20 protein-coding genes and 1 other annotated feature are annotated in these 20,046 nt (G+C 27.7%); of the genes, 16 read left to right on the top strand and 4 right to left on the bottom strand.

Annotated features, from left to right (window positions below):
• Position 1: 1 nt before the first annotated feature.
• Entirely contained in the window at positions 2-1,084 is a 1,083-nt protein-coding gene (locus G594_RS0111255) for an ABC transporter ATP-binding protein (protein ID WP_027098676.1), read from the top strand.
• Between the two features lie 31 nt (positions 1,085-1,115).
• Here the strand turns inward: G594_RS0111255 and G594_RS0111250 are convergent, their stop codons facing one another.
• Positions 1,116-1,784, bottom strand: coding sequence for a putative ABC transporter permease (locus G594_RS0111250; protein ID WP_242829723.1), 669 nt, complete (start codon positions 1,782-1,784; stop codon positions 1,116-1,118).
• A 185-nt stretch (positions 1,785-1,969) separates the two neighbouring features.
• Positions 1,970-2,234 (top strand) — a binding site (T-box leader).
• Positions 2,235-2,363: 129 nt separating this feature from the next.
• Here G594_RS0111250 and tyrS point away from each other — a divergent pair.
• Positions 2,364-3,569 (top strand): tyrosine--tRNA ligase, encoded by a 1,206-nt coding sequence (gene tyrS / locus G594_RS0111245; protein WP_027098674.1) that lies wholly within the window; start codon positions 2,364-2,366, stop codon positions 3,567-3,569.
• Positions 3,570-3,594: 25 nt separating this feature from the next.
• Here tyrS and G594_RS0111240 read toward each other — a convergent pair whose 3' ends face one another.
• Positions 3,595-4,104, bottom strand: coding sequence for a superoxide dismutase family protein (locus tag G594_RS0111240; RefSeq protein ID WP_207734688.1), 510 nt, complete (start codon positions 4,102-4,104; stop codon positions 3,595-3,597).
• 95 nt (positions 4,105-4,199) lie between these two features.
• On the opposite strand from G594_RS0111240, the gene G594_RS0111235 reads away from it, so the two are divergent.
• The 6 genes from G594_RS0111235 to G594_RS0111210 all read left to right on the top strand — a co-directional run bounded on the left by G594_RS0111235 (position 4,200) and on the right by G594_RS0111210 (position 10,623).
• A complete protein-coding gene (locus tag G594_RS0111235) occupies positions 4,200-4,664 on the top strand; it encodes a YdeI/OmpD-associated family protein (protein ID WP_027098672.1) in 465 nt (154 codons plus the stop codon).
• An 11-nt stretch (positions 4,665-4,675) separates the two neighbouring features.
• On the top strand, positions 4,676-4,999 hold the full coding sequence (locus G594_RS0111230; protein ID WP_034866516.1) for a thioredoxin family protein: 324 nt from the start codon (positions 4,676-4,678) through the stop codon (positions 4,997-4,999).
• 341 nt (positions 5,000-5,340) lie between these two features.
• Positions 5,341-6,900, top strand: coding sequence for a helix-turn-helix domain-containing protein (locus G594_RS0111225; protein WP_027098670.1), 1,560 nt, complete (start codon positions 5,341-5,343; stop codon positions 6,898-6,900).
• 27 nt (positions 6,901-6,927) lie between these two features.
• Entirely contained in the window at positions 6,928-7,998 is a 1,071-nt protein-coding gene (locus G594_RS19650) for a metalloregulator ArsR/SmtB family transcription factor (protein ID WP_051195984.1), read from the top strand.
• A gap of 510 nt (positions 7,999-8,508) precedes the next feature.
• The gene (locus G594_RS0111215) at positions 8,509-9,327 is read left to right on the top strand and encodes an ABC transporter ATP-binding protein (protein WP_081663688.1); all 819 of its coding nucleotides are present in this window, start codon (positions 8,509-8,511) and stop codon (positions 9,325-9,327) included.
• A 9-nt stretch (positions 9,328-9,336) separates the two neighbouring features.
• Entirely contained in the window at positions 9,337-10,623 is a 1,287-nt protein-coding gene (locus G594_RS0111210; protein WP_027098668.1) for an FtsX-like permease family protein, read from the top strand.
• Positions 10,624-10,658: 35 nt separating this feature from the next.
• Here the strand turns inward: G594_RS0111210 and G594_RS0111205 are convergent, their stop codons facing one another.
• Positions 10,659-11,750, bottom strand: coding sequence for an amidase domain-containing protein (locus G594_RS0111205; protein ID WP_027098667.1), 1,092 nt, complete (start codon positions 11,748-11,750; stop codon positions 10,659-10,661).
• Entirely contained in the window at positions 11,747-12,670 is a 924-nt protein-coding gene (locus tag G594_RS0111200) for a M15 family metallopeptidase (protein WP_027098666.1), read from the bottom strand. The genes G594_RS0111205 and G594_RS0111200 overlap by 4 nt, the downstream gene beginning before the upstream one ends.
• A 186-nt stretch (positions 12,671-12,856) precedes the next feature.
• On the opposite strand from G594_RS0111200, the gene G594_RS0111195 reads away from it, so the two are divergent.
• From G594_RS0111195 to G594_RS0111160, 8 genes are all read left to right on the top strand, one after another.
• A complete protein-coding gene (locus tag G594_RS0111195) occupies positions 12,857-14,254 on the top strand; it encodes a L,D-transpeptidase family protein (protein WP_027098665.1) in 1,398 nt (465 codons plus the stop codon).
• Positions 14,255-14,394: 140 nt separating this feature from the next.
• Entirely contained in the window at positions 14,395-14,922 is a 528-nt protein-coding gene (locus tag G594_RS0111190) for a DUF5662 family protein (protein ID WP_027098664.1), read from the top strand.
• Between the two features lie 76 nt (positions 14,923-14,998).
• Positions 14,999-16,231, top strand: a complete 1,233-nt coding sequence (locus tag G594_RS0111185) for a peptidase U32 family protein (RefSeq protein ID WP_027098663.1) — start codon at positions 14,999-15,001, stop codon at positions 16,229-16,231.
• A gap of 197 nt (positions 16,232-16,428) precedes the next feature.
• Complete coding sequence (locus G594_RS0111180) at positions 16,429-16,983, top strand: DUF5317 family protein (RefSeq protein WP_027098662.1); 555 nt, start codon at positions 16,429-16,431, stop codon at positions 16,981-16,983.
• Positions 16,983-17,450, top strand: coding sequence for a hypothetical protein (locus tag G594_RS0111175; protein WP_027098661.1), 468 nt, complete (start codon positions 16,983-16,985; stop codon positions 17,448-17,450). Before G594_RS0111180 ends, G594_RS0111175 begins: the two co-directional genes overlap by 1 nt.
• Positions 17,438-18,055, top strand: coding sequence for an accessory gene regulator ArgB-like protein (locus G594_RS0111170; protein ID WP_027098660.1), 618 nt, complete (start codon positions 17,438-17,440; stop codon positions 18,053-18,055). The genes G594_RS0111175 and G594_RS0111170 overlap by 13 nt, the downstream gene beginning before the upstream one ends.
• A 33-nt stretch (positions 18,056-18,088) precedes the next feature.
• Positions 18,089-18,214: a cyclic lactone autoinducer peptide gene (locus tag G594_RS18805; protein ID WP_034866511.1), complete on the top strand. Its 126-nt coding sequence runs from the start codon at positions 18,089-18,091 to the stop codon at positions 18,212-18,214.
• Positions 18,215-18,273: 59 nt separating this feature from the next.
• Positions 18,274-19,956 carry a bifunctional diguanylate cyclase/phosphohydrolase gene (locus G594_RS0111160; RefSeq protein WP_027098659.1) on the top strand — a complete coding sequence of 561 codons (1,683 nt, stop codon included), beginning with the start codon at positions 18,274-18,276 and terminating at the stop codon, positions 19,954-19,956.
• Positions 19,957-20,046: the final 90 nt, after the last annotated feature.

The following is a 20,046-nucleotide window of genomic DNA, read 5'->3' as shown; positions in this document are numbered from 1 at the left end:
GATGAAGGTAACATTAAACAATATAGGTAAAAAGTATGAAAGTAGAGAAGATTTTACATTAAGAAATATAAATTTAGAGATTGAAGATAAAGATTTTTGTGTAATACTTGGGCCTTCAGGTTGTGGTAAAACTACATTACTACGTATGATAGCTGGATTAAACTCTGTTACAGAGGGAGATTTAGTATTTGATGATAAAAGAGTAAATAAGGTAGCTTCAAAGGATAGGGATATTGCGATGGTATTCCAAAGTTACGCCCTTTATCCACATATGACTGTTTATGATAATATGGCATTTTCTTTAAGTATGAGAAAAGAAAGAAAAAATATTATAAATGATCGTGTAACAGAAGCAGCAAGATTACTACAAATCGAAGAATATTTACATTGCAAACCATCTGATATATCAGGAGGACAAAGACAACGTGTTGCCTTAGGTAGAGCTATTGTTAGAAAGCCAAAGGTATTCTTAATGGATGAACCACTTTCTAACCTAGATGCAAAGCTAAGAGAGCATATGAGAGTAGAGCTTGTTAGAATTCATAAGCAAATGGAAACGACAACTATTTACGTTACTCATGACCAAGTAGAAGCTATGACAATGGCAACAAAAATTGTTCTTATGAATGATGGTAAAATACAACAAGTAGGTAAGCCAACTGAATTCTATGAAAAGCCTCAAAATATGTTTGTTGCAAGATTTATAGGATCACCTACTATTAATATGGTAAAAGGAAAAGTGGTAAAAGGACAGTTTGTTTCTGAAGACAATATAATAAAAATTACACCAAATGAAGCAGATGGAAAAGCTTTAAAAGCTTATGAAGGAAAAGAGGTATTCCTTGGAATTCGTTCTGAAAGATTCTTAAGTGGAGAATGTGAGGAGCAGTTTGAAGGTATAATAGATGTTATTGAAGTCCTTGGTAAAGAAAAAACTTTATTTGTAAAACTTAATAGTGGAAAAGATCTAGTGATAACAGTACCAGGACATTATAAATATGAAGTTGGAGAAAAGCACGTATTTGGATTAGATTCAGAAGCTCTTCATTTCTTTGACGCTGAAACTCAAAATAGAATTAATTAAAGTAGAAGGTTATGGTAATTACCATAACCTTCTACTTCTTTTTTATAACAATCATATTAGGATATATCTTTTTTAAACGTTCATCAGGGTAATGCTTGTCCAAAAAGATATCAATATGATTCCTAGTTTTTTTACCATGTGCACGACTACTTTGTCTTCTGACTGCAAGAGCAGATATTATTAAATCAATAGTTATAAATATTCCAAAAGTAAATGCTATTAATATAGCAAGTTCAGTTGGAATTTCATCTATTTTTATTTCTATGTATGGAAGAGTATGTCTTAAAAAAATTAATCCAAGTACTCCCCAATATAAAGCATATAAACCACTTGTTCTACCACCTAAGTTTAAAGGAGTTTTATTATACTGCCAAGAAATTGTTCCTATAGTTTTTTCTTGTACAAAGGAGCAAATGTATTCAAATATAGCCCCTACAACAGCACTTACTACAAAAATGATAAAAGCATTAAAATGTTCTAGTCTATATAAAAGTATTGTAAAAACAATTGCACCAAATCCATAAACAGGGCTAAAGGGACCATATATAACTCCTTTTCTACTTTCAAAACGACCATTCTTAAGATAACAATATAACATCTCAACAATATATCCTATAAAGGAGCCAATCATAAATATCAAAACTAATTTATATAAATCTGTCAAATAAAAAAATGACAACACTTTTTCAAGCATATTCATAATGTAATATCACCACCTAACTTTAAAAAAAACTATAGCACTAATTTTAAAAGATATCAATAATTGGGGTGTATAATGTATTGTTCTAGTAGTTGACAAAAAGAGCAGTGAGGAATACAATATTTATAACTTAATATTTGCATAACGAAGATTTACATTTTATATGTATTTCGGAGTATAAGATATGAAAAGCTAAGATAAGAAGAAGTAGTAATTAGGAACTCTAACAGAAAGTAACCGGATGATGAGAGGTGCAAGAAAAACTAATTATGAATACATCTTTGAGCTTCACACCGAATGATATTTAATCTAGTAGGCTGTTGACGGATCCCTGCACACGTTATAGTGCTAGAGTATTACCAATTATATGGAGTACTTGAAGAGGTAGGCAATGTAAGTTGTCTATAAACTTAAGGTGGTAACACGAAGATTTAATCTCTCGTCCTTTTGATATAAAGGATGGGAGTTTTTTTATTTTCTTTTAATTTATTATCTTAATTTGAAAGTTATCTTTAAAGAGCATTTCAAAGTCTTATAGATTTTGCTTATATTAAAATTTTAATATAAGGAGAGTTTAAAATGGTTAAAACAGTCGAGGAGCAAATGAAGATTATAAAGAAGGGGGTAGACAAGATAGTTAATGAGGAAGAGCTTATGAATAAATTAGAGAGAGCTAGCAGGAATAATGAATCGTTAACTATAAAATTAGGATTGGATCCTAGTGCACCAGATATACACTTAGGTCATGCTGTTGTTCTTAGAAAGATAAAACAAATGCAAGATTTAGGGCATAATGCTGTAATTGTAATTGGTGACTTTACTGGAAAGATTGGAGATCCAACAGGAAAAGCTAAGGGAAGAAAAGCTTTATCAGAAGAGGAAGTTCAAAGAAATGCACAAACTTATAAGGAACAGATTTTTAAGATTTTAGATGTAGATAAAACCGAAGTAAGATTTAATAGTGAATGGTTAGGCAAAATAACTTTTGATAAGGTTATTGAACTAGCATCTACAATAACAGTTGCACGTATGTTAGAGAGAGATGATTTTCAAAATAGATACAAAAATAATATTCCAATAGGTGTTCATGAATTCTTTTACCCTTTAATGCAAGCATATGATTCAGTAGAATTAAAAGCTGATATAGAGTTAGGAGGAACTGACCAAACATTTAATATTTTAATGGGAAGAACATTACAAAAATATATGGGGCAAGAATCTCAGATTGCTATGTTTATGCCTATATTAGAAGGATTAGATGGAGTTGAAAAAATGAGTAAAAGTCTGGGGAATTACATTGGAGTGAATGAACCTGCTAATATAATGTTTAAAAAAGTTATGGAAATTCCAGATAGTTTAATTATAAAGTATTTTGAACTAGCAACTGATGTTCATCCAGATGAAATAGATAGAATAAAAAAAGATTTAGATAGAGGTAAAAATCCAAGAGATATAAAATTTGAATTATCTAAGATAATAACAGCCCTATATCATTCAGAATTAGAGGTTAAAGAGGCTATTGAGTTTTATGACTTAGCATTTAGAAAAAAGGATATACCAGATAATATACCTGAGATAGAATCAGAAAGTAATATATTAATGGATTTGATTCCTATATTAGTGCAGAATAATATTATATCTAGCAAGAGTGAATTTAAACGACTTATTGCACAAGGTGGAGTAAGAGTAAATCAAGAGAAATTAAATGATATAGATTTTAAGTTAAGTGATAATGATGTAATTAAAATAGGGAAGAAAAAGTTCATTAGAGTGAAGATAAAATAGAGGATATGCCTAAATGGCATATCCCTTATTTATAGGGTCTTATTATTCCACAGGCTAACTTTTTACCAGAATTACCTGCAGGTTGACTTTTTAGGTCATCTGGATTTTCATGTAATATAAAAGATTTTCCAAGAACATCATTAACTGAAAAATAACTTGTATAAACAGATAATATACCGATTCCATTAGATGATAATATAGGGGGAAGGTCTCCTGCATGGAAAGGGTGAGGAGAGTTAGTTGGGTTATCATGGCCACCTGTGCAAGGGAAAGGATTATCAGTTGCACCAAGGCAACAATCACCTTTTTCATGAATGTGAAATCCGTGAAACCTTACTTCTTTTCCTTCAGAATTTTTCATAGGTATACCTGTAATATAAGCTTGAATATAGACTCCATTTTCTACTTGAAATAAGAAAATCTTACCCCGTATATTTGGAGCTAAAACTCCTCCTTCTAAATTAGCAAAAGCATTAGGTTTAGTAGGATTATAAGATTTGAAAATTGAATTTATAGACAAAGTTAAATTGTCCAATATTAATACTCCTTAAAAATCGATATATAAATAACTTATGATAATAAAGAAATTTAGGTGATATAATATCATTGTTAAAAAGTAAGGAGAAAATTATGAAAATATATAAGTTTAATGTTGAAATAAAAAAACATGAAGGAAAAGATGCAACATATATAGAGGTTCCAATAGATGTAGAAAAAGAGTTTGGGGCTAAAAGAGTAAAGGTTAAAGCAAAATTTAATGGTGAAGAATATAGTGGATCAATAGTGAAGATGGGATTACCGTGCTATATCATTGGTATAACCAAAGAAATAAGAAATAAAATAGAAAGAACTTATGGTGATATAATAGAAGTAGAAATTAAGAAGGATAAAGAAGAGAGAGTGGTAGAACTTCCTAAGGAGTTTGCTAATTTATTAGATAATAATATGGAGGCAAAAGAATTTTATGAGAGTTTATCTTACTCTAATAAGAGAAAATACATTCAGTGGATAACATCTGCAAAGAAAGAAGAGACACAAATAAAAAGAATGGATGAGGCAATAATAAAACTTAAAGATAAAATTAAAATTAAATAGAGGTGTTTGAGTTGTATATATTTAATTCAGCAGATGAGATTAAGAAATTAATTGATTCTAATAGAATGGTGGCTATTTATTTTTCTGGAAATTCATGTGGAGCTTGCAAAGTAATAAAAGTTAAAATAGAACATATATTAAAAAAGTATCCTAATATAAAAGCTTGTGAAATAAATGGAGAAGAACATTTAGATATAGCTATATCATATGGGATATTTTCTGTACCTGTATTCTTATTATTTATAGATGGTAAAGAATATATAAGAGTTGGTAGAAATTTAGATTTATTAAAATTAGAGAGAGATATGAATCGATATTACAATATGATTTTTTAATTTTAGAAAACAAAAAAATAGGTAGGAATAATGGGGAGCCTACCTATTTTTGGGGGTACTTATAACCGCATATAAAACTATATTAAGTTATAAAATATTTCGGCACAAATATTAAGTATGTAGAGTTGATAATATAATAGGGTATTTATAATAAACAATCAACTCTTAACTATATTTAAATTATATAATGGATACATCATTTGTTAAAGTACTCAAAATTATACAAAAAGGTATTCATTTTTAATGAAGTATATATGATATTACTCAAAAGTAAGGTATAATAAGAATTAAAATCAATATTTTGTAATTGATGGTTTGTACTTAAGATAGAGGGGATAAAAATGTATAAAGTACTTATAGTAGATGAAGGCTTTAAAAGACAAGAGGATAACTATATACATTTAGAGTGGAAAAAGTATGATCTAAGTGTATGTGATAAAGTAGTAACTAAAGATGCATATAAAGCTATAAAATTTCATAATCCTGATATTATTATATTGAATAATAATTATTATGAAGAAATTTTAGATGTATTAAATGAAACAGGAAATAGTTCAATAAATGCAGAATTTATTATTGTAAGCTCCTATGATAATATCCAGGTTATAAATGAAAGATATAGTGGTAAGAAATTATATTTTTTATTTAATCCATGTAATAGTCTTAATATTATTAAAGAAGTATTAATAGTGAAAAAAGACTTAGAGGATAAAAATAATGAAGATAATATAAGTGTATTTAGAAAGAATATACCTATAGTTAAAGAAAGTATTTTAAGAGAAATGCTTCATGGAAACATTGATGATTTCAATGGAATAATGGAGATTATAAAATTATATACCATTAATATTATAAAGTCCCCAATAGTAACTACAATTATAGATATTGATGATGAGTTTGAAGCAAATAAACTAAATGAGACGTTAGATACCTTAAAGGATTATATATATAGACAGTTTTCAAGCTATAAGCATTATGAAGTAGTAAAAGATAAGAATGTTCTTTTGTTAGTTGTGTGTGTTGAAGAGGGGATAACCTATGATGAAATACTAAATGATTGTAAACTAATAAAAGATAAGATTAAGATATACTTTGATACTTCTGTAACTATGGCTGTAGGAAAAATATTCAATTCATTAAGCGAATTATCCAAATCATATAAATCAGCAAAATCAGTTTTGGAATTTAAAATGATTTATGGAGATGGACAAGTAATAAGTACAAAAAACGTAAGAACTTATTTGGCTGAATTAGATTTTTATCCTGTAGATGAAACTAAGGACATAATAGATTCATTTAAAGCTAATGATGAGGAAGGAATTTATAAGAATGTAGATAGATTTTATTCCTCTCTTATAAATAATGGAGCTTTAAGTAAAATTCATATACAAGAGGCTACAAATAGATTATTAGGAACTATATGCAAGAAGTGCCTTGGTAATAGTAGTATAAAGTCAAAATACTATAATAAGATAATAGTATATGAGAGAATATTGAAGTGTAATACTATAGATAAAATAAAGTGTGAAGTTAATGGATTTTTAAAAGAAATTAAAAGGCAGACAAGTTTCCATACTGATAATGAACTGATTAAGTCAGTAATTTTATATATAGATAAAAACTATAGTGATACTGAATTATCTTTAGCTAAGGTAGCAGATGAAATATTTATAACACCAGTTTATTTAAGTAAGTTATTTAAGCAGGAAACTGGGGTTAACTTCTTAGACTTCATACATAAAGTTAGAATCGATAAGGCTAAAAATTATTTATTAGACAGTAATATAAAAGTTTATGAAGTAAGTTTATTAGTTGGATATTCTAATGAAAAGCATTTTTCAAAGAAATTTAAAAAGTATGTTGGGAAAAGCCCTTCTGAATATAGACAAGATAATGTATAAGTAAGGAATAAATTGGAATGGTGTGAGATGGATAGTGTTCAATTATTTAAAGCATTAGGTGATAAGTCTAGATTAAGAATAGTAAATACATTAAGGATTGAGGGACCTATGTATGTGGAGTTATTATCTCAAAGGTTAGAGTTAGCTCAGTCTACAGTGTCTTTTCATCTTAAGAAACTTGAAGAGTGTGGCATAGTTAAATCAAATAAAGAACAGTATTATGTAGTATTTTCATTAAATACAGAGTTGTTAGAAAGTAAAGTAATAGATTTAATTAGTAGTACTAATAGTGATTTAGACGAACAAAAAGAAAGAGAAATAAAATATAGGAATGAAGTTTTAAAAAACTATTTTAAAAATGAAAGGTTAACTTCTATTCCAGTTCAGAAGGAAAAGAAAAAGATTATATTAGAATATATAGTACGAGGTTTGAATGCAGAAGAATCATATACTATAGGAGCCTTAAATTACATTTTATATAAATATACCATGGATATAGAAAAGCTAAGAGAGGAATTAATTCAAAATTCTTATCTATATAGTAGGGAAGGAATATTTTTTCTAACTAATACTGCTAGAGAAAAGGTAAGAGAATTTTCTATACCTAGCTTATTATCTAAGTATATTTTTAAAAGTGAAGAAGCAGTATTTTATATAAAGGAACAAGTGAGTGTCGATATAAAGAATATTAATGATACTAGCAATATATTAAACTCAGAACTTGTTTTCACAGATAAGGGTAGGATATTGATCCATTTAGTTTTGAAAAATAAGGTGTTTGGGAAATTAGATTATATTTATGCATATACTTATTTTGATAAAAATGATAATGTTATAGATTTCAAATCATATGAGAAAATATTTGGAATAGATATATACGAGAAAGTAAATGGATATGATATTGTTGATAATAAAAAGATAAAATGTTTGAAAAAGGATAACAAGACAATTTGTACTGGTGAAAAATTGAAGGTTGTAGGTGAAAATGGAATTGGTGGTATTCCAACCTATGCAGATATAAGATTTGAGCTATTAAATAGTGAGTTTGAAGATATAGTAAATAGAATAAAGGTAAAACTTTTTGAGATGGATGATTAGTAAAAAACTAATCATCTTTTTTATTTATTAGCATAGAATACAGTGAAAAATTTATTTCGATAAATATAAAAATAGATTGTATTACCCATAAAAAGTAAGTACAATAATAATATGGAATATGGTGAGGTGATTAATATGTCAAATGAAATTAAAAGTGTATTAGAGAAAGAAGAAAAGGTAATTTATAAAGTGATAAGCTCTATAATTGTAAATTCACTTATGAATCATTTAACTAACGATGATGACAAAAGGGAATATAATAATATATGCATCCTGTTGACTAATAAAGGAAGCGTAATATTTACTAATGAAGAAGATGAATTATTATTTTATTTTAAGCAAGGTAAAGATATAAAAAGATTTACCTATTATAAAGATAATGAAAAAGTGATTATTAATATTAATAGGTTACCATGTAAGGTGAAAAAAACAGGTGTTTTTACTCCAATGTCCTTTATAACTTTAAAGTTGTCATTAAGTATTGAAGAATTTAAGTTTATAGAAAATAAGATGGATATAAAAATATTTGATGAGGATGTAACGATAGAAGAGGGTGAAGAATTAGTAGAAAATTTGTTAGTTGGTAAGAACTTATACAAGATATACGGAGAAGGAAAAGAAGAATGTATTGCTTTAAATGGTATTGATATTACTGTGAAAGAAGGCGATTTTACATGTATTATGGGACCATCTGGATCAGGAAAATCTACACTTATAAATGTTATTTCTACTATAGATGAAGTATCAAGAGGAAAAATATTCTTTAAGGGAAAAAATTTGCAATCCATGAAGGAAAGGGAATTAAGTAAATTTAGATATGAGAATCTAGGATTTATTTTTCAGGATTTTAATCTTTTAGATAATTTAACTGTAAAAGAAAATATAGCTATTCCATTAATTTTAGCTTCAAAGCCCAAAAAAGAAATTATAGAACGAGTTAATGAAATTTCAAGTAAATTAGGAATAACCCAGTTGTTAAATAAATATCCAGCACAGTGTTCAGGTGGACAAAGTCAAAGAATTGCATGTGCAAGAGCTTTAGTTAGTAATCCTAGAATAATAATAGCTGATGAGCCAACAGGTAGTTTAGATACTAAAAATTCTCATGAGTTATTGAAAATGTTAAAAGAATTAAATGATGAAGGAATAACCATTATTATGGTTACCCATGATAATATTATTGCAAGCTACTCGAAAAAATTGATTTTCATTAGAGATGGTAAAGTGGAAGCGGTTTTAAATAGAGGAGAAGAAAGTCAAAAAGAATATTTCTATAAGATTGTTGATATTACTTCAAAAGATTCTCAAAATTTAATAGATATGTTATAGGGGGAGCTTATGGGCGTATTTAAGTATATCTTTTTAACAATAAAAAATGATTTAAAAGAAAACTATTTTTATATGATAACAATGACTATGTCTATAGCCATAATATTTGTAAGCTTCAATATAATATATAATGAAGAGATTGTTCCGCAAAGATCATATGAATATACAATTTTATCGATATTAGGAGTTGTAGTTTTAAGTGTATTAATACTATTTATGATATTTGCAAACTCATATTATTTAGAAGATAAGTATAAAGAATATGGAGTTATAACACTATCAGGAAAATCTACATTTGAGATATTTATAATAATTTCAGTGAGAAATCTTATAATGAGTTTAGTTGCTATTTTACTTGGGTGTATTCTAGGATATATTATTAATCCAATTATTATGAGAAAAGTTTTTCAAATGATTAATATAGAAAATCCAACATCCTATGTATGTACACAATCTTTAGCAATAACTATAATAATGACAATTGTAGAATGTTTAGTAGTATTTCTAATAAATTCAGGACAAATATACAAAAAGAAAATTAAGGAATTAATAATAAAAAAGAAAAGTAGCTTTATTCCTAACGTTAAAAGGTCAAAAATGAAGATGTATATATATATAATCTTTTATTTTATTCCTTTGATTTCACTTTTATTGCCTGTATCAAGGAAAGATATAGCATTTGTAATGTTAGCAGCTATAGTAACATCTATTTTTGGTATTCAAGGAGTAGTAAGATATGTAATTCCAAACGCTTTAGCTGATTATAAAAATAAAAATTTTATAACTGATAAGATAAAGTTAATTATTATAAGTAACTTATATACATCAATAAAAAGGTCTACATCCTTAGTATTAATGTATATAATAACTGCAGTAGTTACAATTGTAGTCATAGGTCAGTATCAAGAATATAGTGTAATAAATATCTTTGCTTTAGCGAGTTTTATATTTGTTGTTGTAATATTAAATTTTACAATAATGTATAAGTTCTTTATTGAAGCTTATAGAAGAAAAGAAAATTTTGAACAATTAAGACTTTTAGGATATTCATATAAAGAAATAAGTAAAATAATATTAACTGAAGTAATAGCGTACTATTTTATAGTAAATATCCTTGTATTGATTCAGATAACATTAGTTTTCTTGGCAAGTAACTTAGCTGGTTTTATCAGCATAATGTTTGTGCTAAAGGTTTTAGTACAGTATATATCTATAACAGTATTTTTTGGAATTATATCCTTAGTTGGATATAAGAAGATAGCCTGCAAGAAGACAAGTGTAAGAAGAATAAGTTAAAAAATGAGCTGTATCAAAAACTGATACAGCTCATTTTAAAAATGTACTCTAATTAGCCAGAATTTCATTTTTTTATCACTCCAACCTAAGTCCCAAGGAACGTCACATCTATCTGTATTGTGACATGTTACTAAAGTATATCCTTTAGAATCTGCGCCACTTACAACAGAAATATGTGTAATATCTCCTTTTTTTTCATAGGCTACAAAGTCACCAGGAAGAAGTTTATAAGAATCTTTGTAGACTTTTTCGTAGTTTCCTTTAGCAATTAGAGAAGCTCTTCCGCTGTAAAGCCAATAAGAGGTAAATTTATCTGCATTGACCCAAGAGGCACTAGGACTTCCTTTATCATAATTCCAGGAGGCGTTTTTCTTAAACTTTCCACCCTCATGAAGTATTTGGGAAGCAAAGTTAGCACAGTCTCCGCCTTCGGGATTAAAGTCTCTATAATCTTTATTATATTTAAATTTTGTATCTTCTGTAGAAGCAGCACCACAGTACTTCTTTGCATATTCTATGGCTGATATTCTTCTCTTATCTAAATTAGAAAAGTCTCTAGCCGGCTGAGATTTTATATATTCCTTGATTGAATCAACTTTTATATTTTCTAATTGTAGTGAATCAGCAAAGGGGTCTGTATACCATTCCTTTGTAATTATCCATTCACCATCCTTTTTAGTAAGCTGGAAGGAATGATATGTTCCAATTTTACATCTATTTACCTTAAGGGGTTCATCAGGATATATATAATTATATTCAGTATTACATAGTATATAGAAGGAACACACCTTTTCTCCAACATTTGTTTTTCTAAATACTATTTTAGGTATAATACTTGTTAATTTTATGCCTTGTTTTTGGGCCCAATTATTAATATATTTTACTTTTCTTTCTTCGTATTCATATGCCCATTGTCCATTTCTAGTACTGGTATCATAAAGAGAATGAATAGAATCTAAATCTTCAGTTAATATAGATTTACTTTTTATTAAAAATATATTTTCTACATATTTTTTCATTTCATCTTTAATTGACTCTGTATCTGCACTAATAGTTTTGGGAAAGTATGTGATTATTGTTGAGCATAGTAATATAAAAATAATAAGTTTTGTTACAAAGTGCTTCATGAATATTCCCCCTCTTTAAGTGTATTATCTATTAGTTCAATACATTTTTTTATATGTTCATCATTAGAAAGAACACCATGAAACCAGGGTTTATCTAAATCACTATTACTAAAATATTTAGCTTTTATTATTATTTCAGGTCTATATTCAAAATGTAAGATGTCAAAGTGGCCCCATTTACCGCCCCACACAAAATTATTATTTTCAAATGCCTCAATAAGCTCCCTTGGATACTCTAATAATCTGGATCTACCTTTTTCAGGTGAGGCCCACTTCCAATAATCCCTAGGATCACTTTTTAAATCTATTGCTATTCCGTAAGAGTGAGCACTTAATCTACCAGTTCCAGATATTATTCTATAATTATAAGTACCACTAGCAGGATATAATATTGCTCCAATATCATTTCTACTCTGTGCTAATGGAATAACTTCTTTCAAAGCCTTTTCTAAAGAAATATTTGCATTGTTTTTAGAATTAAATTGATAGTTGGTATACCCATATTTTAAGGGTTTTAAGTTTTTTTCTATAGCAATTTTTGAAGAGCCATATACCTCATTCAATAATTCATAATTTCTTATTCTTCCAGGTTCAAAATTTTTCTCCATAATATTCTCTATTATGTTTAATGGATAGATTTGTTCTAAGGTATCTTGTAAATCAGCATTTGCTAACTTTTCATCATGTGTTTTTTCTTTTTTATCATCATATAAGATTTTCTTCCCAGAGGTCATAACACAATATACCTTATCATTTTCTTTAACAACGCCTTGCACTGACTCTGGATATGCAATCATAAGAGTTAATATATCTTGTTTCATAGTTCGTTCATAATTATTAGTTTCATTAGCTTTAGGAATTATATATATATTAGAAAATATTAATAAAAAGCTTAGAATACCTACTAATATCTTTTTCATACGCATAACCACCTTATTAATTTATATAGGTATAGGTTATCCAAAGAATTATACCAATATGTACTTAGTTTAATATGAAAAAATAAGCAAAAATGTTTTAAAATCTACTAATAAAACATAGTATAAAGTAGCATAAAATAAATGTTTTTATATGATATTTATATAACAATTTAAGGAGTCTTGTACATGGAGGGGCATGGTAAGAAAAAGAGGCAAAATAAAAGGAAGTTGGTGATTTTTACAATACTAGGTACTGCTGTAATATTATATTTAGCTTTTGCAATCTATTTTAAAGATAGATTTTATTTTGGAGCTTCTATTAATAGTATTAGTATATCTGGAAAAACTGTAAATGAAGTAAAAGGGGACCTTTCATTAGATGGTGAAAATTATTATTTAACAATTAAAGAAAGAGGAGGAATTGAGGAAACAATAAGTGGGAAAGATATTGGGCTATATTTTGATATAAATGAAGAAAAAATTGAAGATATAAAAGATAAGCAAAATCCATTAGGGTGGATAAGCTCTTTGTTTTCTAAAGAAGAATATAAAGTAGAAAAATTATTGAAATATGATGAAGAATTATTAGAAAAAAAGATAAATGAATTAAAATGCTTTAAGGAAGAAAATATGATAAAACCTAAAAATCCTAATTTAGTATATAGTAATTATAAGTATGATATTATTCCAGAGGACAACGGTAAATATATAAATAAAGAAATCCTTGTAAAAAGTATAAGTGATGCTCTAAATAATCACAAAAAAGAAATAGATTTAGAGAAAGCAGGTTGCTATACAAAGCCTAATTACAATTCCAATTCTAAAGAGGTAATAGATGCTAAAGCTATAATGGATAAGTATGTATCTTCAAAGATAACATTGAAGATTCTAGATAAAAGCCAATATATAGATGGAAACACAATAAGTCAGTGGCTAACATTAGATGAAAGTTATAATGTTGGATTAGACAAGACTAAAATAACATCCTATATAAACAATTTAACTTCTAGTTATAATACAGTAGGTAAAACTAGAAGTTTTAAGGCATCTTTAGGAAATATAGTTAATGTTTCTGGAGGCGATTATGGTAGAAAAATTAATAATACTGGATATGTAGACGAGGTGGTTTCTGCAATAAAGAATGGACAGACTGTTACAAAGGAATATAGTATCACCCAAAGTACAGTAAATGGAACAAGCTCCGATATTGGAAATACCTATGTAGAGGTTAATTTAACAAAACAGTATATATGGTGTTATAAAGATGGAGATCTAGTTGCTGAAGGGGATATTGTAACAGGTAATGTGAGCAGTGGATGTGCAACTCCACAAGGTGTGTACAAGCTAAAATCTAAAGAAAGAGATAGAATTTTAAGAGGTCCTGGTTATGCATCACCAGTAGCATACTGGATGCCATTCAATGGTGGTATAGGTCTTCATGATGCGACCTGGAGAAATAGTTTTGGAGGAAGTATATATAAAAATAATGGATCTCATGGGTGTATAAACTTACCCTATAATGTAGCAAGTAAAATATATAATAGTATAAAGGTTGGAGATCCAATAGTATGCTATTTTGAATAATTTTTTTAGAAAGCTCTTACCTTGTTAAGAGTTTTCTTTTTTTATATGACTTAGAGCTTTGTAATGGAACAACCAAAATAAATATTCACTCCACTTTTTTATTTAATAGTGATATATTTTTATTGTTAGGGGGGACGGAGATGAATTTTATAAATCATTTTAAAACAATAACAGCACATAAGTTATTAGTAATGAAATATTGCTTTAAACTAGGTTTGTATAAACAAGGGCTATTACATGATTTATCAAAGTATTCTTGGATAGAGTTTTCAGCAGGAATAAAGTACTATAAGGGATATGTAAGTCCTAATGGTATTCAAAAACTAAAAGAAGGGTGTTCACCAGCATGGCTTCATCATAAAGGTAGAAATAAACATCATTTTGAATATTGGATAGACTATGGAATAAGGGAAGAAGATGGATTAATGGGAATGAAGATGCCAACAAAGTATGTAGTGGAAATGTTTGTGGATAGAATGTGTGCATCTAAAAATTACTTGAAGGAAAAATATGAGGACAGTAGTTCATTAGAATATTATGAAGAAAGAAAAGATAATTATTTAATTCACCCTGAAAGTAGAAGATTATTAGAAAATTTGTTGAAAATGTTAGCTGAAAATGGAGAGGAAAAAACTATTCAGCATATAAAGAAAAAAATACTAGTATAATTATTATTTTATATTGATAAAAAATAATAATTTTGATAAGGTCATATATAGTGATATTAGATGTAAGGTGGTAAACATGATTATGAAATATAAAAAACCTGAACTACTTGCACCAGCAGGCAATTTAGAAAAGTTAAAGATAGCATTTCAATATGGAGCAGATGCAGTTTACTTTGGAGGTAGGGCGTTTTCTTTAAGAGCAGCAGCACAAAATTTTTCTTTTGATGATATGAGAGAAGGAGTTAAAATAGCTCGTGAATTAGGGAAAAAGATGTATTGTACAATTAATGTAATGCCTAGAAATGAAGAGATAAAAGAGATGATTCCTTATTTAAAAACTCTTGAAGAAATAGGAATTGATGCAGTTTTAGTATCTGATTTAGGTGTTTTATCAGTAGTAAAAAAGCATACAAATCTTCCTATACACATAAGTACACAAGCTAATACGATAAATTATGAAGCTTGTAACATGTGGGAAACACTTGGAGCAGAACGTGTTGTACTAGCAAGAGAGTGTTCCTTAGAGGAAATAGAGAATATAAGAGGAAATATATCTGAGAAATTAGAATTAGAAGTGTTTGTTCATGGAGCTATGTGTATATCTTATTCTGGAAGATGTCTACTTTCAAGCTATATGACTGGAAGAGATTCTAATAGGGGATCTTGTGCACAATCTTGTAGATGGAAATATTCATTAGTAGAAGAAAAGAGACCAAATGAGTACTTCCCTATAGAAGAAGATTCTAAGGGAACATATATAATGAACTCAAAGGATTTGTGTATGATAGATCATATACCTGAATTAATGAATGCTGGAATTTCATCTCTTAAAATAGAAGGAAGAAATAAAAGTGAATATTATGTAGCTTTAGTTGTAAATGCATATAGGAAAGCCATAGATTTATATTATGAAAATCCAGAAGAATATAAGCTTCCAAAAGAAATTAAAGAAGAATTATATAAAGTAAGCCATAGGGAATATTATACAGGATTCTTTTTTAATGAACCAAAGAGTGAAGGATTAATATATAATACAAATTTCCATGTTAGAGATTATGATGTGGTAGCAATTGTTTTAGATTATGATGAAGAAACAGGAATAGCTACATGTAGACAAAGAAATAAATTCGTACAGGGTGATAAGGTTGAAGTTTTATCTCCTACAGAAATGGGAAAAGAATTTATTGTAAGTGAATTATATAATGGAGATGGAGAAAAAGTAGAAGGATGTCCACATCCAGGAATGATATGTAAGGTAAAGGTTCCATTTAAGGTGGAAAAAAATACATTTATTAGAAAAGAATTATAGATTTAGTTTTTATAAAAAGACAATTATATGTAATATAGTTGTCTTTTTTTAACGTCTAGAAAATTATAAATAGTATATATTCCAAGGTATTAAGAATTTTATAGATACAATTGTAGAAAAAAAAAAACATAAAGTGATAAAATGAAAGTGGTAAAATAGAAAATTAAGTTAGATGTACATTAGAAAGTAGGAGAAGCATGTTAGAAACTATATTGCTAGCTTTTTTGTTTGCAAAAATTAAAAAGCTTGATATAAAACCTATTTTTAAAACATGGCATATATATCCCATAGTTGTTTTAGAAATTATAAGTATAATTGGACAAGTTATGATTTTTAATGAGAACTATCAAATGTTAAGAATAGTATCCTTTTTAAAAACTATATATCTTACATCATATTTATTTTTAGTATTTAAATATGAGATATACAATATAGCATTGATAGGAGCTGCTTGCGTATTTGGTGGGGGAATTTTGAATGATTTAGCAATTAAAGCAAATGGTGGGTTCATGCCGGTATTTCCTTCTATCTCATATATAACTGGATATGTAAAGCCAGAAAGTTTTAATGTTGTAAAGGATATCCATGTTTTAGGTAGTAGTGCTTCTAAATTTAAAATTTTAACTGACTATATAGACTTAGGATATAGCATCTTAAGTGTAGGAGATGTATTTATAAGAGTATTCGTTTTCTTGGTAATTTTTTATTCCATAAAAAAATCTAATGATAAGTATCTGGAGGTGAATATATAATGTTGAGAATAACTTTATTTGAATTCGTTTTTAGAGGAATTCCAGAGTTAGTACTATTTATTCTAGCAGCGTATATTTTTTCAAGAACAAAAATACATAAAAGAGATTTTATAATAGCAATTTTAGTATCCAATGTAGGTGTATTTTTAATAAGAAACCTTCCTATTGGTTATGGGGTACATACTATTTTAAATATAATTTTTCAAAGTGTTGTAGTAATAAGAGTTTGCAAAATTGATCCTATTAAAACTGTAAAAGCATCAATTTTATCAACTATAATATTATTTGGATCAGAATTTTTGAATGTAGGTTTACTTAATATTATCTTTAAAAATGATATTACCATTATGTTTGAGAATATTAAAATAAAGACTATATGTGGATTACCGTCTTTGTTAATTTTTGCTATATGTATATATTTGTATAATTTATATATGAAAAAGAGGGAATATAAATGCTTGGCGTAGAGAAATTATGCAAGAGGTTATCTAGTTTTATTTCAAAAGAATTAGACTTGGAGAAAGATAAAGAAGCTGTAGTTAATTACGGGATTTTTTCATTAATCCAGATATTTATATCAATAGGGTTAGTGATAGTGTTCGGATTAATCTTTGGAGTGCTAATAGAAGCACTTATAGCTTCCTTTACTGGAAGTTTATTAAGGAAAAGCTCTGGCGGGGTACATGCAGATTCACCTGGAAAGTGTACAGCAATAGGAACAGTAATGTGTGTAGGAATAGGGCTAATAAGTAAAAAAATAGATATTTCTATAAGCCTTATGATACTTATAGAAATATGTATATTTATTTGGTCTTACATAATTATATTTAAATATGCACCAATAGACAGTTTGGCCAAGCCTATAAAAAAAGAAGAAAAGAGAATGAAATTAAAAAAAGCTTCAATAGTGATATTAACTATCTATTTAATAATTATCACTTTAAATACTATATTATTCCACTTAAGTGGGGAAGAGAAATACATAGTATACAGTTTGTGTATGTGTTTTTCTATAATTTGGCAGGTATTCTCGCTAACTAAAAGTGCTCATTATTTATTTGGTAAGAATTAGCTATTGGAAATAAAATTAAAGGCAGGTGATAAAATGAAAAAGAAAATTTTAATGTCTTTAGCAGCAATATCAACTTTCATAGCTTCAATAGTTGCTACTTCTGCTTGTACATGGTATTTCTATCAACCAGAAGAACCAGAATGCTTAAGAGACAAATAGCAAGACTAAGCGTAATGAGACCTTAATAGGTCTCATTACAAGTTTAGAGGTATGAGAAGATGAATAAAGTTAAAAATACAAAAGAAACTCAATTAAGAAACATAATAGATATGATAAAGATAATATCATTATTATCTTTAGGAATTATATTATGTAAGTATTTATATGATAGAAATACAATTTCGCAAGAAAATCCATATGAAGTATTTAGCTTAAATATAGTTATTTTACCATTACTATTTTTGCTTATTATTTATGTAATATGGATTAGTTCAATCTCTACAAATTCTAATAAGTGGTACATAAATATATTAAAGAAATATGAAATGGAGATATATATAATTTTATTTTCAGCTATAATTATATTTTTTGGAGGATATGAGAGCGAATATAAGTTCTTGTATTTATTCCTGATTATATCCGCAACTATACAAGATGGTATGAAAAAAGGCCTAGGTGTAGCTGGAATTTCATCCGCTATAATCTTGGTTATAGATTTAATTATTGGATTTAGCGATAAGGTAAATAACAACTTTGAAAAAGATTTGATTTTATCAGCTATTTTTATTGTAACTGCTTGGATATTAGGGATATATGTAAGGATAGAACAGGAGTATATAGAGCATCTAGAAGAGGTAGTAAATAAAGATGGTTTAACAGAAGTGTATAATCATAGATTTTTTTATGATAGTTTAAAGAAAATGATAAGTGAATGTAAGGAAGAAAAGATATCTTTAATATTCTTAGATATTGATTATTTTAAGCATTATAATGATTTGTATGGACATCAAAAGGGAGATGAAATATTAAGAGGTATAGCTAAGCTTATATCTGATAAGGTAAGAGAAGGTGATATAGTAGCAAGGTATGGGGGAGAAGAGTTTGCTGTTATATTACCCAATACAACAGAAGAAGAAGGCTTAAAAGTTGCAGAGAAATTGCGTGAAGAAATTGAGCTTACGTATTTTTATGGAGAAGAGAATCAACCGAATGGGAGAATAACAGTGTCTATAGGTGTATCTGTATATCCTGATAAAGCTAAGGATGATTTAGAACTAATAAAAAGTGCAGATGATGCATTGTACAGAGCAAAGTTTTTTTCTAAGAATAGGGTTGAATCCTATTCTTCAGTTTTAGATGAAATAACTAAAAATATTGAGGGGAAAGATATAGAGCTTGTAACATCAATAAAGACTTTTATTAGTATCATAAATGCTAAAGATAGATATACATATGGACATGTTGAAAGAGTAGTTATATATTGTAGGGCTATTGCGGAGGAATTGAATTTATCTAAAAGTGATAGAGATACTTTAATATATGGTGCTTATATGCATGATATAGGGAAGATTAATATAGATGAAGATATACTTTGTAAGAAAATGAAACTTTCAGATGATGAATGGATGCAGCTTAAAAAGCATCCTGAAAATGGTATCAAGATAATAAAGCCAGTTAAAGCACTTAGAAATGTTATACCATTGATTTTATATCATCATGAAAGGTATGATGGAAAAGGGTATCCTAATAATTTAAAAGGAGAAGAAATTCCATATCTAGCAAGAATACTTACTATAGCTGACAGTTTTGATGCTATGACAACTAATAGACCATATAATGTACGAAAGAGTTTTAAGGAAGCAGTGGAAGAGTTAAGAAGGTGTAGTGGTACTCAATTTGATAAGGAAATAGTAGAGGTATTTATAAAAGCATTAAGTAAAAGTAATACTTTAATAAAATAAAAAGAACTTTGAAATTTCAAAGTTCTTTTTATTTTATGCACAAAGCTCATTGTAGTATATTACATATTTGTATAAAATAGTAATATAGGT

It is taken from the genome of Clostridium paraputrificum AGR2156, from assembly GCF_000424025.1.
GTDB classification, from domain to species: domain Bacteria; phylum Bacillota; class Clostridia; order Clostridiales; family Clostridiaceae; genus Clostridium; species Clostridium paraputrificum.
The sequence above is the reverse complement of the archived record's forward strand: the minus strand, read 5'-3'. Positions and strand labels throughout refer to the sequence as shown.

Bases quoted from the DNA above. Each gene is read 5' to 3' on its own strand.
- tyrS (WP_027098674.1), top strand. From the start codon at position 2,364: ATGGTTAAAACAGTCGAGGAGCAAATGAAGATTATAAAGAAGGGGGTA.
- G594_RS0111190 (WP_027098664.1), top strand. From the start codon at position 14,395: ATGAATTTTATAAATCATTTTAAAACAATAACAGCACATAAGTTATTA.
- G594_RS0111185 (WP_027098663.1), top strand. From the start codon at position 14,999: ATGATTATGAAATATAAAAAACCTGAACTACTTGCACCAGCAGGCAAT.
- G594_RS0111195 (WP_027098665.1), top strand. From the start codon at position 12,857: ATGGAGGGGCATGGTAAGAAAAAGAGGCAAAATAAAAGGAAGTTGGTG.
- G594_RS0111200 (WP_027098666.1), bottom strand. From the start codon at position 12,670: ATGAAAAAGATATTAGTAGGTATTCTAAGCTTTTTATTAATATTTTCT.
- G594_RS19650 (WP_051195984.1), top strand. From the start codon at position 6,928: ATGGATAGTGTTCAATTATTTAAAGCATTAGGTGATAAGTCTAGATTA.
- G594_RS0111255 (WP_027098676.1), top strand. From the start codon at position 2: ATGAAGGTAACATTAAACAATATAGGTAAAAAGTATGAAAGTAGAGAA.
- G594_RS0111210 (WP_027098668.1), top strand. From the start codon at position 9,337: ATGGGCGTATTTAAGTATATCTTTTTAACAATAAAAAATGATTTAAAA.
- G594_RS0111160 (WP_027098659.1), top strand. From the start codon at position 18,274: ATGAATAAAGTTAAAAATACAAAAGAAACTCAATTAAGAAACATAATA.
- G594_RS0111175 (WP_027098661.1), top strand. From the start codon at position 16,983: ATGTTGAGAATAACTTTATTTGAATTCGTTTTTAGAGGAATTCCAGAG.
- G594_RS0111225 (WP_027098670.1), top strand. From the start codon at position 5,341: ATGTATAAAGTACTTATAGTAGATGAAGGCTTTAAAAGACAAGAGGAT.
- G594_RS0111235 (WP_027098672.1), top strand. From the start codon at position 4,200: ATGAAAATATATAAGTTTAATGTTGAAATAAAAAAACATGAAGGAAAA.
- G594_RS18805 (WP_034866511.1), top strand. From the start codon at position 18,089: ATGAAAAAGAAAATTTTAATGTCTTTAGCAGCAATATCAACTTTCATA.
- G594_RS0111180 (WP_027098662.1), top strand. From the start codon at position 16,429: ATGTTAGAAACTATATTGCTAGCTTTTTTGTTTGCAAAAATTAAAAAG.
- G594_RS0111215 (WP_081663688.1), top strand. From the start codon at position 8,509: ATGGATATAAAAATATTTGATGAGGATGTAACGATAGAAGAGGGTGAA.
- G594_RS0111250 (WP_242829723.1), bottom strand. From the start codon at position 1,784: ATGAATATGCTTGAAAAAGTGTTGTCATTTTTTTATTTGACAGATTTA.
- G594_RS0111170 (WP_027098660.1), top strand. From the start codon at position 17,438: ATGCTTGGCGTAGAGAAATTATGCAAGAGGTTATCTAGTTTTATTTCA.
- G594_RS0111205 (WP_027098667.1), bottom strand. From the start codon at position 11,750: ATGAAGCACTTTGTAACAAAACTTATTATTTTTATATTACTATGCTCA.